We start from the raw sequence: 15,234 nt of genomic DNA, 5'->3' as shown, positions 1-15,234 counted from the left end.
CGACGCGAACTCCTCGCCAAGGAGAACCGCGCGGGCCGCGACTGATCAACCCACTGGGGGTCAACTTTCCCGGACTCCCCGGGCGTCAAAATTCAGGAACCGTTGACACCAGGGGGAACCCGGCGTCGAGGAGTTCGCCCAGGAAGGTCTGCATCGTCATGCGGCGGTAGGAGTTGGTGAGGCCACAGTCCCCGAAGCGGGTCTCAACGCGGCCCTCGTCGAAGTAGGAGCCGCCGTGCCACACTCAATCAGCCGTCGGGTGGACCGTGGACACCAGCGGCGTCCCGCCGGGACGCAGCACGCGGTGCAGTTCGGCCAGCAACAGCGTGCGGGCCTCCAAGTGGTGGTGCACCAGCGCCATCACAGCAAGGTCGAACGAGTCGTCTGACAGGAAAGCGAGCGGTTCCTCCAGGTCATGGTGGTGCAGCGTGACGCCCGCGTCGCCGCCGGCCCGGTCGTGGGCATGACGCAGCAGCGTCGCGCTGCCCTCGACGCCGACCACCTCGGCGGCCCCCCGTGCCCGCAGTTCGGCGACGTAGTGCCCGGCGCCGCGACCGACGTCCAGGCCGTGCAGGCCGGTGACGTCGCCGGCCTGGGCGGACATGGCGGGCCTGTCGGTGTGAGCGTTGTACGGACCGTCGGTGGCCGACCCGGCGAAGTGGTCGCCGAGGGCTCCCTCGTAGGCGGTAATGAGGCGCATCACGGCTTGCTGCCGGCAGGCTTCACGCCGGCGACAGTCTCCCGGAGGCCGCTCAGCCCTGCCGCAGAAACCGCAGCACACGCCACCAAAGCCTGTCCGATCCGCGGGCGAGCGTGAGGGGCCGTGATCACTCACACCAAAGCAGCTCCTGGCCAAGGTCCCTCTGCCGAACCGCGCGATATCGTGCCACCGTCACGGGGACGCGAGGAGCACACAGTGAGCGAGGGCATCCGCCAACAGCAGTATGAGGTTGGCGACGTCTTGCTGGTCAGCTGCCCGTCGGCATGTGCACGCGTCGTCAACGTGACCCCGTTCGACATCTCGGTCGAGTGGCCGTGGGCGCAGATTGATCCGGACTCCGAGATCCAGTGGAACGGCAGCCGGGCGATCCCGCGCGGCACGCCTACCGGCGAGTGGGGCGGGCTCCTTCAGGTCGATCCGCACGCAGGGCACCTGGAGGTCGGCGACTCCTGCCTGGTGGGCATCCCCGAGACCCTCGTGCGGATCATCGACATCGGTCGCTTCGACCCACCAGCAGACGTGGGATGGCTTCCAAGGCCTCACACCATGTTGATCGTGTTGCCGGTCGATCACCCTCACGACCCTCGCGCGGAGGAAGAGGGCGACACCATCGATCTCGAATCTGCGGCTCCCATCAAGATCGAGCCGGCTCTGCGCGGCTGAGCGAGTCCTCTGCCGTCCTCTGCGATCCACGGCATCCCAGCTCACATCCGACCCGGCACACCGACTGCGAACCCCCGAATCACAGGATCAGCGGTCGGTCGGCACGGTCAAAGCCGCAGAGATGCTGCGGACCAGCGGGTGCCGGCAGTGTGCGGCAAGCAGTTCCAGCCACTGGAGCGGGTCGCTACTGCGTTCGATGCCGTCGCTCGAAGCCTCTGCGTGCTGGGTCGGCGGTGTCGCGGGCTGCGTCAGGGATGCCCGCGCGACGGCACAGCGCAGGACGACGGCCTCGGTGGCCGCTGCCAGCCGTGGACCGGTGAACCCGTGTGCGGAAAGCTGTTTCCGCGCCGCCGTCTCGGCATGGCCGCTGCGGAACGGGGTGAGGGCGAGCATCGCGTCACTGATTTCGATCGTGTACCGGTACAGCACGAGTTCGGGCTCGGCGCGCAGTTGAGCAGGCAGGGGGAGGACGACCTCGGGTACGGCTTCAGCCAGCATCCGCCACAGCGGTTCGATGCGGCCTACTCTGCGGCGGTCGGCCCATGCGCGCCGTCGGTCCGCCAGGGCCGGCCAGGCTATCCCGGCGCTGGACAGCAGCAGCGCGCCGGTCAGCAGGACCTGCGTGGTGGGCACGACGACGGCGTCTTCGAACAGCGGGATTCCGGAGTCGCGCAGGGCCAGGTAGGCGCACCGGTGCAGGGCGTAGACGATGGCTGTCGCGGCTCCCGCGCCGATCAGATTGAGGGAGCTGCGCAGGGGGCCCGGAGGGGCGTGCTTGTGGTGGCGCAGGCACATCACCCCGATCGCGGCCACTCCCCAGATCACGTAACCGATGTAGATGGCCCAGTAGGCGGTATGGGCCGCTGAGTGGTCGGTGGTCAGAAGATACTTCTCACCGCTCGGGCGGGGCGCGAGGAAGAAGGCTGTGAACAGGGCGGCCGCGGCTACCGGAAGGGGCAGCCAGTCGCGGGTCCGGCGGCTGGGAGCCTCGCCGGCCGCGGCGGACATTCGGCGCACGAAGGCGGTCAGGCACGTGATGGCGGACATCCCGAGCAGTTGGCTGAGGACGTTGGTGATGCTCTGCACACCGGTGATGGTGTCGATCACGCGACGCACCGCCGGGACTCCCACGGTGACCGACAGGGTGACCAGGGCGACGACTCCGGCGAGCAGCCGGGAGGGCGCGGATTCCGGTACGGCGCGGTTGCGCACTGCCCGGTAGGCGGTGTGCACGGTGAGGGACCACATCGGGACGAGCAGGACGACCTCGTACGGTCGGATGGCCGTCATCGAGGGCGCACCAGCCCGAGGGCGCGGGCCAGCCTGTCGAGGGCCTCGGCCCCGTCGTGAGCCGGCGGAACGCCATGTGACGCGCGATCGGTCGACCGCTGATGGATCAGGGTGGCCATCAGCTCGGCCTGCTGCTCCTGCAGTTCGGTGTAGTCGGTGCGGCCGCGGGCGAGCAGCCTTCGGACCATGGCGGGGTCGAGGCCGGGGAAGAGCGCTTCCATCCCGGGCCAGGAGCCGTCGCCGTCGCGTTCCGACGTGTGGTCGAGCAGGAGATGGGAGATCTCGTGCAGGATGATGTGCCGCTGGTGGAAGGCGTTGGTGGACGTCTCGTAGAAGATGTGGTCGGTGTGGCCGAGGCTGACCCACAGTCCGCACAGGCCGGCGGTGGTTCCCGCCTGTTTGGGCAGCGGTGACAAGGCCAGCCGCCTGCCGTGCTGTTGTTCGATCGCGGCGCGCAGCGCGTCGATCGTCAGTGGCTGCGACTGTCCGAGCGGGAGGCCGTCCAGGATGGCATCGCACCGGGTACGGAAGTCGGGCCAGGACTCTGCCCGCAACCGGATACCGTCCCGCACCGTGCCCCTTCCCCCAGACCGTTCGACGGGTGCCGCACGGTCATAGCCTCTGTCACAGGAGATTCTAAGCCTCCCGCCCGTCGCGCTCTTGCGACTGGTCGGCGGCCTGTTCGACGAGGCCGCGCACCACATCCAGTCCGTGGACGGAGAGGGTGGCGACTGCCGCCGCGCGCAGGGCGACCGCTCTGACGTCGTTGTTGCGCATGGCTGTGATGAGGGCGAGCTGGGCCATGGTCTGGTCGGCGACGGCGTCGTCGACGAAGTAGCCGACCGGCACGCCGAAGAAGGCGGCGAGCGCGCGCAGCGTGCCGATGGTGGGGTTGGGCGCCTTTCCGTTCATCAGCATCGACAGCCGGCCCACCGAGAGCGAAACGCCCTCGGACTCCTCGACCGCCTTGATGCCGTCGACGACCTCCTGAAGGGTGTGGCGTCTGCCCAGTGGCTGCACGTGCTCGAAGAGGTACTCGAGGCGGGCCGCCAGCCGCCGTCCCTCGGACTCACTCACACTCGCTCACCTCTCGCCACCCTCCTGCTATTCGGACATTATCCCGCCCGCGACGCGTGCGGTGCCGGTGTGCCGAGGGGCCCGCCGCTGTCTCGCGAACCGGTCGCAGCCTCGCAGCAGACTCTGCTCCCCGATGGATCCAGCCCTGGCCATCCGGCGGATGTCCAGCATGGGACAGCACATAAACATGCACTCACCTGAACCCACTCAGGGGTTGATGCCGACATATTGCGCAGGAGCATGGCCAGTTGACGCCGCCTCAGAGATCAAAAAAGTTCACTTAAGTGAAAGTCATTGCTAGGGTTGCGGAGGTTCAGTCGCCCTGCCCGAGCAGACGCCGACGGTGACGCATGGCGGGATCACCCTTCTGCGCCCGTTGGGTCGCATGCCCGGAACAGGCCCCGATCAGCACAGACTTCACTTCCCAGGAGGCATCAAATGGCTGGAAGAATCGGCAAGTTCGCGACAGTCGCTGTCATGGCAACGGCGGCCGTGACGCTCGCGGGGAGCCCGGCGAGCGCGGCGGACACGGCGTACAACACGCGGAGTCTGTACCTGACCGGCTCCCCGTCGCCGTCCAACGCCGACGCGTGCACCAGCAAGTCCATCTACCTGGGCACCGGCGACTACACGTGGACACAGATCTTCGACACCATCCGTACCCCGACCCGCGACATCTACCTGACCGCGGGCACGTACACGTGGGAGGACTGCCTGAGCCCCGAGGCCGGTTACTACGCTCACAAGTCCACCCTCGCCAAGTCCGGTTCGGCGACGGCGATCCTCGGCGGCTCTGTAACGTACACCTACAGCGGCACTCACACATTCGGCTCCCTTCTCGACCCTCACTTCTGATCGACGCCGCGGGCATGGCCCGCCATGGGTTGTTCACCGTCTCGGGAGCCGACCGGATCGGCTCGGGGGCCAAATTCACGGGAACGGCAGGCGCCCGGTGACACGCCTTGCTCCGCGCCTCGAGGCGGCCGGACAGGGTCCGGCCAACTCGGCCGCAGCGGGGGTGCACAGGCGGCTCGCGATGACGGTGGTGGACGGTCGCCAGGTGGCCTTGACCGGCCGGGTTGTCAAGGACCGCGATCAGTGGCACAACCAGTTCTTGCCGCTGCGGGCATCCCAGTGAGCCTCGACTGCCGTCACCCGGCTCGGGAGAGCCGTGGTGCGGGCTGCGAGTGAGGGGATGCCGAGGGGATCGGGCGGCCTGCGTGGCACTCGGTCGCGAGGGCCTCGTAGCACAGGTGGAGCACCTGCTCCGCCTCGCTGCGAGGCCCTACCCGAGTCGGCGCGGGCCCCGCAGACGGCGCCGGTACGCCGCGAACGACCCGCCCGCCGAGACGCTCTTCACCCGAACCTCCACGCTCTCGGTAATCGCACGGGCGTCGAAATTCTCCGTGCGGCCGCCACCAGCTCACACGACCACCATTTGTCGATGTTGGACCAAGATCATGAGAGGCGGACTCACACGTGCATCGTCACACTCCACGGCGTCTGCTGAAGAGATGCCTAGTGGCGGCGGGAGGCGGAGTGGCACTCCTGGCGTCGTTGCTCGTGCCGTCGCCCCAGGCGGCCGAAACCGACGCGACGGCCACGCAGATGGCGCCCGTCGCGGCAGCGGCGACACCCACGGCGTCCCCCATGGCGCAAACGGGGCCACGCAACATCATCCATCGGCTGCAGGACACCTACATCACCACTGCGGACAACGCCGATCACTCGCAAGGCCACATCCTGCACGTCGGCACGCCCGACAACGGCGCCACGAAGTACCGCAGCTTCATGCGCTTCGACGTCTCCAAGCTGCGCGGAGCCCCGGTCTCCAAGGCCTACCTGCGTGTCTACAACTCCTTCGTCTCCGACTGTGACGCGAAGGCGTGGATGGGCGTCTACCCGGTGACCCAGTCGTGGGACCAGTCCACGATCAACTGGGCCAACCAGCCGACCGTCGGCGCGGGCAAGGGCACGTGGTTCGGCCTCGGCCACCCGAACTGCCCGGACGTCCCGAACAAGACCAACCCCGCCGCGTCCAACGGCATCCAGCGCATCGACGTCACCGACTGGGTGAAAGCGTGGGCCAACGACGCCTCGTTCCCCAACTACGGCATCAGGTTCTCGGCGCAGGAGGACATCAGCTCCAGCTACAAGGACTTCTGCTCCATGAACCCGGTGTCGACGGACTACGCGTGCCACGCCGCGTACAACGCGCCGACGCTGGAGGTCGAGTTCAACACGGGCTCCACGCCGATCATTTCGAGCAACGCGTACGGCGAGTCGTACCCCGGGGGCTACCCTGCGGCGCACGCAACGCTGGAGTTCCTGGACTCCACCAACCCGGACGTCTGGTCCGCTTCAGGCCCGTACCAGCGGTGGCTCCCCGACGCCTACCACTCGGTCTTCGACACGACCCTCAAGGGTGACAGCTGGGGCGGTGGCACGTCGCACAAACTGCGCCCCGGAGGCACGTACGGCGGGACGGTCCTGGTCACAGCCGAACGTGCCAGCGGCTTCGTCGGTGTGATCCCCTACCCGGCGCTCGCCGGCTACCACTGGGCGATCAACGCGGGCATCACCGGCATCCACGGTGTCGAAATGCTGCCGGACGGCACCGTCGTCGTCGCTTCAGCGGATCACGTCTTCGGGCAGGACAGAAACACCGGCGCGGACATCAAGGGTGGGCTCGCGGTCTACTCCAAATCGCAGGGCGCACCGAACAATTGGAGCGCCGCGCCGGTCCAGGACACGTCCCTCGCCGGCGCACATGAGGTCCTCTACGACCCGAGCAGCAACTCGGTGTGGGCCGTCGGCGACGAGCTTCTGGTGCGATACGACTACGCCAACGGCAGGCTCGGTTGGGGCGGCTCCTGGCAACTCCCCAAGCAGGCGAACGGCGCTACGCCTTACGGCCACGACCTCACCCCGGTCTACGGCAACTCCGACCGGTTCTGGATCGGCGCCAACGCCGGCATCGTCCAGTTCTCCAAGAGCGGCAGCGTCGACTGCTACGACGACTCCCAGGGCACCTGGCCGCTGCCGGAGTACGTCACCGGCGACGCCCAGAAACACTGGTGCACCAACTACGCGAACCGGTCCGAGGTCACCAAGCGCACCCTCATCAAGAGCGTGGGGAACGACCCCACAACAGGCCGCGTGATTTCCACCTGCTCCCAGGAGTGCCCCGAGGGACAGAAACTGGCCGGGACCCAGACATGGGAGACCGCGTTCATCCGCTTCATCCCCACCAGCGGCCCGCAGTCGCTCGAGGCGGACTCCCCCTACGACCGGCGCTACAAAGCCACCTGGGCCGTACCCGCCTATCAGTGAGCACTGGCCGGTAGTGCTTCACCCAGCCGTGCCCCGGGACCCGAGCGATCGGGCACCGGGGCACAGCCCCCTTCGACGGCAGCGATCGGACTCTCAGCGATCTCCCGGTCAAGAAGGACAACCACCTTGCAGGTAAGCGCGTACCGACGGCGGGCGAGTTCGCCTTCGTCGATGCAGTGCGGGTAGGGGCGGGCGGCTGTGGCGCCGCCGCTGAACTGAGCACCGTGCACGACCAAAACCGAGCAAGACGATCCGACCCCGAGGCGGCGGCTCATACAGCGAGCGGCGATCCGGCGAGCGGCTGGATGCCGCTACGTCTGCCGTCCGGTCGGAGTGTCATGCTGGCGGGGAAGATGCCGCCGATGCCGAAGGCCGCGAAGAACAGGCAGATCCAGGTGCCGGTCAGGCTACCGCCGACCGGTGAGCAGGAGGATGACCTGGAGCGACACTCGGGCGAGAAGACGTCCTCGCAGGCTCCGGCGGGAACGCTCCAGCAAGCCTCTTTCCCTCATTGCGCGTTCGCACGGAGATGCGCCTCCAGCACGCTCTCGTCAGCCCTGTAGATCACGCTGCGGACCGGCGCGAGTTCTTGGAGGTGCGCCGCGTCGGCAGCGGTGGCGCGCCCTTCGCAGGAGGCGAAGGCCGCGCCTAGTTCTTCCATCGTGTCCCGTTCCAGTTCGGCGACCAGGTAGTACGGTTCGCCGCCGCGGACGGCGACCACATCGCGGCCGAGCGTGTAGCGACGCAGCCCCGGGAGTCGGCATGCGAGGGGGACGTGAACATCGCGGTAGTGCCGATCGAATGCCGTGGGATCGGCGGGCGCCTCGTACAGGGCCAAGAAGCGGGCGGTCATCAGACGGCCCTCCGGTGGCGGGTGAGTACGGCGGCGCCGGCCTGTTGTGCCGCCAGGCACTCCAGCTCCACCTGCGGGCCGCGGGCGGGGAAGAGACGTCGGCCGGTGCCCAGAACGGTGGGGAAGGCCAGCAGCCGGTACTCGTCGATCAGGTCCTCGGCCGCGAGTCGGTGTACGAGGCTGAGGCTGCCGGTGATGACCACATCGCGTGCTTCGCGCTTGACGGTGTCGACGACGTCGCATGTGAGAACCCGCGAGTTCGCCCACGCCGCGGTGTCGGCGTCGGCGAGCGTGCGGGAGGCGACCAGTTTCGGGACAGTGTTCATGCGCTGGGCGAACGGGTCGTCGCGTCCGGGCCACAGCCGCGCAAAGAGCTGCCAGGTCGCGCGCCCGAGCAACAGGACCCCCTCGTCCAGCGTGCGGCCGAGACGGAACTTGTCTCCGGCGACGGCTTCGGGGCCATAGCGAAACGCCCATCCGCCCAGCGGCGTTCCTGCGGAGCCGTCCGGGTCGGAGACGATCCCGTCCAGGGTGATGAACTCGATGACGATGACGCCCACAGCGAATCCTTTCGGTCAGATGCTCACCGGTACCTACCGGCGGCACCCGCCGGGCTCATCGCTCGTTGGGGAAATCGTCGACGGAAATCAGCTGCCGCAGTTCGAAGGCGTCGAAGACACGCGGGTCGGCGAAGACGACCTTGTGCGTGACCAGGCCGCCGGTGACGGTGAGCATCTGGAGGGTGTGCAACCGGTGCCCGCCGCCGGGATTCGGCGCGTACGCCGCGAGCATCGGCTGCCCGTTCGCCGTGAGCTCCCGCACGGCCCAGCCGGCTCCGCGCATCCGGAAGACGCGGTCCATGAACAGGCCGTAGTCGCTTGTGCCCCGGTACCACAGCGGGACCGGCGGCATCTCCAGGACCGCGTCGTCGGCAAGCAGCCGCACCAGTGCGGGCACGTCGGCCGCCTCGAACGCCCGCACGTACCGCTGGACCACCGCCCGCACCTCGGGATCGTCCGGCTCACACACCGCATCGAGTTCACCCACACCCGCGACGGCGGCACGGGCGCGTTGCAGCATGCTGTTGACCGCCGCGACCGTCGTCCCCAACTGCTCGGCGACCTCGGCCGCCGTGAACTCCAGCACCTCCCGCAGCACCAGCACGGCACGCTGCCGCGCCGGAACGGCCTGTACCGCCGCCACCCACGCCGGGCGCAGATCGGCCCGCGCCTGCACATCGAAGCGCGCGTCGGGAAACGGCTCCATCCAAGGGACGTCGAGCGCCGGCGCCAGCGGGGGCTTGCCCCGCCGATGATCGCCCTGTACCGGCTGGCCGCAGGCACCGACCCCAGGACCACGCGCACGTACGGTTCCCTGACCATGGCCGTGGTGGTCACCACCGGGCTGTTCGACACACCCTCGACGGGGATACTCCTGCTGCGCACCGTGGGCCCCGTGCTGTGGCTGATGCTGCCCCTGGTCGGCGGCAGCCGGGACCGCCTGCGCCGAATCCCCCACCACCAAGCAACACGGGCTGTTCTTCCCCTCGCCCTCGCGCCACGCCGGCGACCCGGACATCGCCAGACGGCTCACCGGACTCCTCAGACTCCTCCACAGGAGCCAGAGAAAAAAATTCGGACGGCGATGTCGAGAACCCGTGACCGGCTCCGTCCCCGCAGTGAACGCGACCACAATGGGTCGCACCAGCACCCAGGAGAACCACGATGGCCAAGTACCTGCTGCTCAAGCACTACCGCGGCGCCCCGGCTGCGGTCAACGACGTGCCCATGGACCAGTGGACGCCGGAGGAGATCTCGGCGCACGTGCAGTACATGAACGACTTCGCGGCCCGGCTCGAGGGGACCGGCGAATTCGTCGACGGTCAGGCGCTCGCCCCCGAGGGGACGTGGGTCCGGTACGACGGCGAGGGCCGCCCCCCGGTCACCGACGGCCCGTTCGCCGAGACCAAGGACCTCATCGCCGGCTGGATGGTGATCGACGTCGACAGCTACGAGCGCGCCGTCGAGCTGGCCGGGGAACTGTCCGCCGCCCCCGGGGCGGGCGGGAAGCCGATCCACGAGTGGCTCGAGGTGCGCCCCTTCCTGACCGCGTCGCCCACCATCACGGACTGCCATGGATGAGGCCCTGCTGCGCAGCCTCACACCGAGCGTGCTCGCCATCCTCGTCCGCCGCGGAGCCGACTTCGCGGCGGCCGAGGACGCCGTGCAGGACGCGCTTGTGGAGGCGGTCCGCGTCTGGCCTGTCGACCCGCCGCGCGATGCGAAGGGCTGGCTGGTCACCGTGGCCTGGCGCAAGTTCCTCGACGCCACCCGGGCGGACACCGCCCGCCGCCGGCGTGAGGACCTCGTCGACGACGAGCCGGCGCCAGGGCCGGCGCCCGCGGTGGACGACACCCTCCAGCTCTACTTCCTGTGCGCCCACCCGTCGCTGACGCCGTCGTCCGCGGTGGCGCTCACGCTGCGCGCCGTCGGCGGGCTGACCACCCGCCAGATCGCCCAGGCCTACCTGGTGCCCGAGGCGACCATGGCGCAGCGCATCAGCCGGGCCAAGCGCACCGTCTCCGGCGTGCGGTTCGACCAGCCAGGCGACGTCGCCACCGTGCTGCGCGTCCTCTACCTGGTCTTCAACGAGGGCTACTCCGGCGACGTCGACCTCGCCGCCGAGGCCATCCGGCTCACCCGGCAGCTCGCGGCCCGGGTCGACCACCCAGAGGTGGCCGGGCTGCTCGCCCTCATGCTCCTCCACAACGCGCGGCGCGCCGCCCGGACCGCGCCCGACGGCAGCCTGGTACCGCTCGCCGACCAGGACCGCGGCCGGTGGGACACCGGCTCGATCGCGGAGGGCGTCGAGATCCTGCAGGCGGCTCTCGCCCGTGACCGGCTGGGCGAGTTCCAGGCCCAGGCCGCCATCGCCGCCCTCCACGCCGACGCGCCCACCGCCGAGGAGACCGACTGGGTGCAGATCGTCGAGTGGTACGACGAGCTCGCGCGCCTGACCGACAGCCCCGTCGTCCGGCTCAACCGCGCGGTGGCAGTCGGCGAGGCCGACGGACCGCGCGCCGGCCTGGCGGCGCTCGCGGCGCTGGACGACTCGCTGCCCCGCCACGCCGCGGTGGCGGCCTACCTCCACGAGCGCGACGGCAACCTGGCGACGGCTGCACGGCTGTACGCCGAAGCGGCCCAGAAGGCATCCAACCTCGCCGAACGTGACCACCTGACGCGCCAGGCCGCCCGGCTCAACACCCGCCGGTGTCGCTGACAGGTCGCGCTCGAGAAAGCCGAGACCTGGCTCGGCCGGCCCCGCCCACCCGCACTGGTTGATCAGGAAACCTCACCGGTCTCGACCTCCGTGGCGCACAAGCTTTCCAGCAGCTTGAGGCCGTCCTCGGAGGCGCTGCCGGGGTCGGCGCCGTAGGTGCACACGGTCAGACCGTCGTCGCCGGGCAGTTCCATCACCTCGTGCGCCAGTTCCAGCTCACCGACGTCGAGATGCCGGACGCGTTTCGCCCCGCCCCGGTAGACGTGCACGTCGTGCTCGGCCCACAGGGCGCGGAAGGCGTCGCTGCGGGTGGCGAGCTCGCCGACGAGGTTGGACAACTCGCGGTCGTGCAGGTTCCTGCCCGCCTCGACACGCAGCGCCCCGACGCTGTGCCGGGCGACGCGATCCCAGTCGATGTAGAACCGTGTCGCCCGGGGGTCCAGGAAGGCGAACCGCATCGTGTTCGCCGGGCCTCACCGCGCCTGCGAACATCTCCGAGAACAGCGCGCGCCCGAGTGGATTGGCCGCCACGATGTCGAAGCGGTTGTTGCGCACGAACGCGGGCAGTCCGGTCAACGCGTCGATGATCCGCTGCACGCCGGGCCGCACGGCCGGGTGGACGGCCCCCGCCGCCGCGCGGTGGTGGTGTTGGCCGCGCGTGCCAGGTCGAACAGGTGCGCCCGCTCCGTCTCGTCGAGCTGCGGCGCACGGGCGACGGCGTTCAGGACACTCTCGGAGACGCCGCCGAGGTGGCCGCGTTCCATGCGGGTGTAGTACTCGACGCTGACCCCGGCGAGCATCGCGACCTCGCCCCTGCGCAGACCGGTCACCCGACGCTCGCCTCCGCCGATCACACCGGCCTGCTCGGGGGTGATCCTGGCGCGCCGAGACGTGAGAAACGTGCGGGTTTCAGCGCGGTGGTCCATGAGGCCAGCGTAGGTGCGCTGCAGCGCGGCTGGGGGGTACCAGCTTTGACTCCCACACCGCGGTCGGAGCCGGTTGCATGGTGACCGCCCATTTCATGGACCGACCGAATGATGATGATCGGGCTGCCGCGCTGCCGCATCAGGCTGCCGCGCTGCCGGCGAGTGTCATTCCGTCGGCGTGCCGATCCGGAGCCGGTTGCCGTCAGGGTCGCGCAGCTCAATCTCATGCGCCTCCCGATGGAGCCTCCCTCGCCTGCACGTCGAACTCAAAGGCGATGGCCTCGACATCGCGAACGCGGAGGTGGACCAACGTGTCGGGGCGGGCGTTGCCCTTGTGCTCCGACAAGAACAACCGCACCCCGCCCCGAGCGACCTCGACGAACGCGGGAAGTCCCGGTTCGAAGCGGTGTTCCCACTGCTTGGCGAAGCCAAGTCGCTCGTGCCACGCGCCCGCCGCCGCAGCGTCCTCGACGCGAAGCCGTGGCGCTCCTCGCGTCCCCCGTCAGGTCTTATCCCTGGTCGAGCAGGTCCTCCTCCTGTCCAAGCTGTCGGCAGGGGCTGCGTGGGGTCTCGGCCTGGGAGCGGGGTGGTTGAAGGTTCGTGCGGTCGCCAGAAGCGCCAGAACGAGCGCGGCGGGTATCGCGTAGGCGAGTCGGAAGTGGCCGGTGGATCCGAGGAGTCCGCTGGCGGCTCCGCCGGCGAGCACGCCTATGTAGTTGAAGATGTTCATGCGGGCCAGGACCGTTTCGGCCGCCCCTGGTCGCAGGCGTCCGGCGGAGGCGAGGCACAGGGGGGCGAGCGCGGAGACGCCCAGACCGGTGCATGCGGCGGCCAGGACCGCGTACGGCCAGTCCGGAGCGGCTGCCAGCCCGGCCAGAGCGACGGCCGTGAGCAGGGTGGCGGCGCGGATCACGGCGGCCGGGCCGATCCTGTGCACGAGCCGGTCGGCGCAGGCCCGCCCGGTGATGGTGCCCGCCTGATACGCCGCGTAGGCCAGGGGGGCGATGGACAGGGCCGTGTGGAGGGTCTGGTGGAGATAGAGCGTCGACCAGGCCGAGACCGTGGAGTCGATGACGTACGCGACCAGGAGGACGAAGCCGAAGGGCGCGAGTTTCCTCCACAGACCGCGGCCAAGCACGGTGGAGGTGCCGTCGTTGGATGCGGCGACCGGTGCGGGGGTGGGCAGCGTGTGCGAGCGGATCGTCAGGGCGAAGGCCAGGACAAGGGCGGCCTGTGTGGTCAGCGTGTATTCGGCGGGCCAGGCAAGGCGGGCCGTGCCCGCGGTGAGCAGGGCGGCCGCGACGCCGGCCGTGCTCCAGGCGGCGTAGAAGGAGGCGAAGATGCTCCGGCCGTAATGGCGTTCGACGGCCGCGGCTCGGGTGTTCGCCGACACGTCGATGCAGCCCAGCGCCGCGCCGAACAGTCCGTAGGACACCGCGACCGTGGCCTGGTTGGGGGCCCAGCCGATCAGCAGCAGAGCCGCGGCGGCCGCCACGACGGCGGCCCGCATGGTGGCGACCAGGCCCAGACGGCGGATCACCGCCAGCCCGGCGAAGCTGCCGGCGCCCGCGCTCAACGCCATGGCGACGACGAGCGCGGTCATCAGCTGCGGGGACAGCGAGAGTCGTTCCTGGACGGCCGGCACCGTGGTGGCCACCGCGGCCACCGCTGCTCCCTGGGCGGCGAACACGGCCGCGGCGACCCGTCGGGCCGGCGCATGCGTGCTTCGGCGCGCTGATCTTCGTGGCGCCGAGGTCTGAAGTTGTGCGGTCATGGCGTGCCTTCGTTTCTTGCGCTCTCGCGCCGGGCGCTGGTCACGGAGGGGTGGGTGGGTTGCCGCAACCGTAGGAAGGCGAGGAGGCCCGGTGCAGGGCGTCAGAGGCCGGGATGGGGGCTCTGGCGGCCACGCCCGCGACAGGCGGGGGCCGACTGCCTACAGTGAAGCGGGAAACGCCCTGGTGAGAGGGAACGCAATGCCCCATGGTCCCGACCCGGCCACTGGTCCCGATCCGGCCACCTCTCCGGGAACCAGCCGCAGCACTTCGGCGACCATCGCGCCGAACATCCTGCGTTACCTCGTCCGGGTCGCCGACGAGGAGGGCGTCGACCTGCAGCCGCTGCTGACCCGTGTGGGGCTGGACCCGGCGGTAATGGGCTCTGCCGCTCTGCGGGTCTCCTACCGGCAGGGCAGTGACGTCATCCGCCAAGCGGTGGAGCAGACCGGTGACGCACACCTGGGGCTGCGGGTCGGCTCGGCGCAGCGGCTGACGGCGTGGGGGCTGCTCGGCTTCGCCATGATGTCCGCCGACACTTTGCAGGATGCCATCGAGACGGGGGTGCGCTACCAGAATCTCTCCGGTGCGATGACGGTGTGGTGGGCCCGCTGGGAGGACGTCGGCTACGTGCTGCACGCCGATCTGCCGGACCCCGCGCTGGATCCGGCTGTCGCCGTCTTCCTGATCGAGGAGGCGTACTCCAGCGTCGTCACCCTCACTCGTCTGAACCTCGGCGCCTCGTTCGCCCCGACGGCGGTCGATTTCGCTTTCCCCGCCCCGCGCGACACGCGGCCGTTCGACGAACTGTTCCGCTGCCCAGTGCGCTTCGGCGCCGCCGGCAACCGCATGGTGTTCCCCGCCCGGTGTGTCCGTGCGGCCCAGCCGGGGCGGGACCCCATCACGTACGCCTCAACGCTGGAGCTGCTGGATGCGCAGATGGCGTCACGGCGCGGCCAGCAGGATCTCCTCGAGGTGCTGGAGATCTCCATCGCGCAGAGCCTTCCGGCGGTCCCCTCGTTCGTCGAGCAGGCGCGCAGGCACGCGTCCAGCGAACGCACCCTGCGCCGTCGGCTGGCCGAGTGCGGCACCACGTACGAGGCGATCGTCGACGGGGTGCGCCGCGAACGGGTCGAACAGCTCCTACGACGGCCGGAGCTGACGCTCCGCGACATCACCCGGCAGGCGGGCTTCGCCGACGTGCGGGCGTTGCGGCGGGCGGTCCGCCGGTGGCACGGCGTGACGCCACTGGAGATGCGCGCCGGTCTGCTGGGGCGGCTGGGGCCCGCCACCCGACCGCGCGAGTGACGAAAGCCGTAG

Annotated in this window: 14 protein-coding genes and 2 pseudogenes; 6 read left to right on the top strand and 10 right to left on the bottom strand. The window is 69.8% G+C overall.

Translation table 11 applies throughout. The features are described 5' to 3' along the window. Positions 1–244: 244 nt before the first annotated feature. Positions 245–700: a class I SAM-dependent methyltransferase gene (locus tag ABZO29_RS43480; RefSeq protein WP_367325717.1), complete on the bottom strand. Its 456-nt coding sequence runs from the start codon at positions 698–700 to the stop codon at positions 245–247. 216 nt (positions 701–916) lie between these two features. On the opposite strand from ABZO29_RS43480, the gene ABZO29_RS43475 reads away from it, so the two are divergent. Further along, entirely contained in the window at positions 917–1,384 is a 468-nt protein-coding gene (locus ABZO29_RS43475; protein WP_367325716.1) for a hypothetical protein, read from the top strand. 87 nt (positions 1,385–1,471) lie between these two features. On the opposite strand, the gene ABZO29_RS43470 is transcribed toward ABZO29_RS43475, so the two are convergent. The 3 genes from ABZO29_RS43470 to ABZO29_RS43460 form a co-directional block, all read right to left on the bottom strand. Beyond that, positions 1,472–2,674, bottom strand: coding sequence for an MAB_1171c family putative transporter (locus ABZO29_RS43470; protein ID WP_367325715.1), 1,203 nt, complete (start codon positions 2,672–2,674; stop codon positions 1,472–1,474). After that, a complete protein-coding gene (locus ABZO29_RS43465; protein WP_367325714.1) occupies positions 2,671–3,246 on the bottom strand; it encodes a hypothetical protein in 576 nt (191 codons plus the stop codon). Before ABZO29_RS43465 ends, ABZO29_RS43470 begins: the two co-directional genes overlap by 4 nt. Positions 3,247–3,310: 64 nt before the next feature. Continuing rightward, the gene (locus tag ABZO29_RS43460; protein ID WP_367325713.1) at positions 3,311–3,751 is read right to left on the bottom strand and encodes a helix-turn-helix domain-containing protein; all 441 of its coding nucleotides are present in this window, start codon (positions 3,749–3,751) and stop codon (positions 3,311–3,313) included. Positions 3,752–4,189: 438 nt separating this feature from the next. Here ABZO29_RS43460 and ABZO29_RS43455 point away from each other — a divergent pair, with 438 nt between their 5' ends. Together ABZO29_RS43455 and ABZO29_RS43450 are read left to right on the top strand one after the other, a co-directional pair. Continuing rightward, positions 4,190–4,606, top strand: a complete 417-nt coding sequence (locus ABZO29_RS43455; RefSeq protein ID WP_367325712.1) for a hypothetical protein — start codon at positions 4,190–4,192, stop codon at positions 4,604–4,606. Positions 4,607–5,290: 684 nt separating this feature from the next. Next, on the top strand, positions 5,291–7,084 hold the full coding sequence (locus ABZO29_RS43450) for a DNRLRE domain-containing protein (protein ID WP_367325711.1): 1,794 nt from the start codon (positions 5,291–5,293) through the stop codon (positions 7,082–7,084). Between the two features lie 508 nt (positions 7,085–7,592). Here the strand turns inward: ABZO29_RS43450 and ABZO29_RS43445 are convergent. The 3 genes from ABZO29_RS43445 to ABZO29_RS43435 are packed head-to-tail and all read right to left on the bottom strand — an operon-like array spanning position 7,593 to position 9,203. After that, entirely contained in the window at positions 7,593–7,937 is a 345-nt protein-coding gene (locus tag ABZO29_RS43445; protein ID WP_367325710.1) for an EthD family reductase, read from the bottom strand. After that, positions 7,937–8,497, bottom strand: a complete 561-nt coding sequence (locus ABZO29_RS43440; protein ID WP_367325709.1) for a dihydrofolate reductase family protein — start codon at positions 8,495–8,497, stop codon at positions 7,937–7,939. Before ABZO29_RS43440 ends, ABZO29_RS43445 begins: the two co-directional genes overlap by 1 nt. A 55-nt stretch (positions 8,498–8,552) precedes the next feature. After that, the gene (locus tag ABZO29_RS43435; RefSeq protein ID WP_367325708.1) at positions 8,553–9,203 is read right to left on the bottom strand and encodes a sigma factor-like helix-turn-helix DNA-binding protein; all 651 of its coding nucleotides are present in this window, start codon (positions 9,201–9,203) and stop codon (positions 8,553–8,555) included. Positions 9,204–9,661: 458 nt separating this feature from the next. Between ABZO29_RS43435 and ABZO29_RS43430 the strand changes: the two genes are divergently transcribed. Then, positions 9,662–10,078: a YciI family protein gene (locus ABZO29_RS43430; protein WP_367325707.1), complete on the top strand. Its 417-nt coding sequence runs from the start codon at positions 9,662–9,664 to the stop codon at positions 10,076–10,078. Next, positions 10,071–11,216: an RNA polymerase sigma factor gene (locus ABZO29_RS43425; protein WP_367325706.1), complete on the top strand. Its 1,146-nt coding sequence runs from the start codon at positions 10,071–10,073 to the stop codon at positions 11,214–11,216. Before ABZO29_RS43430 ends, ABZO29_RS43425 begins: the two co-directional genes overlap by 8 nt. A gap of 62 nt (positions 11,217–11,278) precedes the next feature. Here ABZO29_RS43425 and ABZO29_RS43420 read toward each other — a convergent pair. From ABZO29_RS43420 to ABZO29_RS43410, 3 genes and pseudogenes are all read right to left on the bottom strand, one after another. Continuing rightward, positions 11,279–12,142, bottom strand: a pseudogene (locus tag ABZO29_RS43420) (helix-turn-helix transcriptional regulator). Positions 12,143–12,307: 165 nt separating this feature from the next. After that, positions 12,308–12,620: pseudogene (locus ABZO29_RS43415) on the bottom strand (glyoxalase superfamily protein); the annotation flags it as partial. 24 nt (positions 12,621–12,644) lie between these two features. Beyond that, positions 12,645–13,916, bottom strand: a complete 1,272-nt coding sequence (locus ABZO29_RS43410; RefSeq protein WP_367325705.1) for an MFS transporter — start codon at positions 13,914–13,916, stop codon at positions 12,645–12,647. 199 nt (positions 13,917–14,115) lie between these two features. Between ABZO29_RS43410 and ABZO29_RS43405 the strand changes: the two genes are divergently transcribed. Next, positions 14,116–15,222 (top strand): AraC family transcriptional regulator, encoded by a 1,107-nt coding sequence (locus tag ABZO29_RS43405; RefSeq protein ID WP_367325704.1) that lies wholly within the window; start codon positions 14,116–14,118, stop codon positions 15,220–15,222. The last annotated feature ends 12 nt before the right edge of the window (positions 15,223–15,234 follow it).

The organism is Streptomyces sp. HUAS ZL42 (assembly GCF_040782645.1).
Classification (GTDB): Bacteria; Actinomycetota; Actinomycetes; order Streptomycetales; family Streptomycetaceae; genus Streptomyces.
The sequence above is the reverse complement of the archived record's forward strand: the minus strand, read 5'-3'. Positions and strand labels throughout refer to the sequence as shown.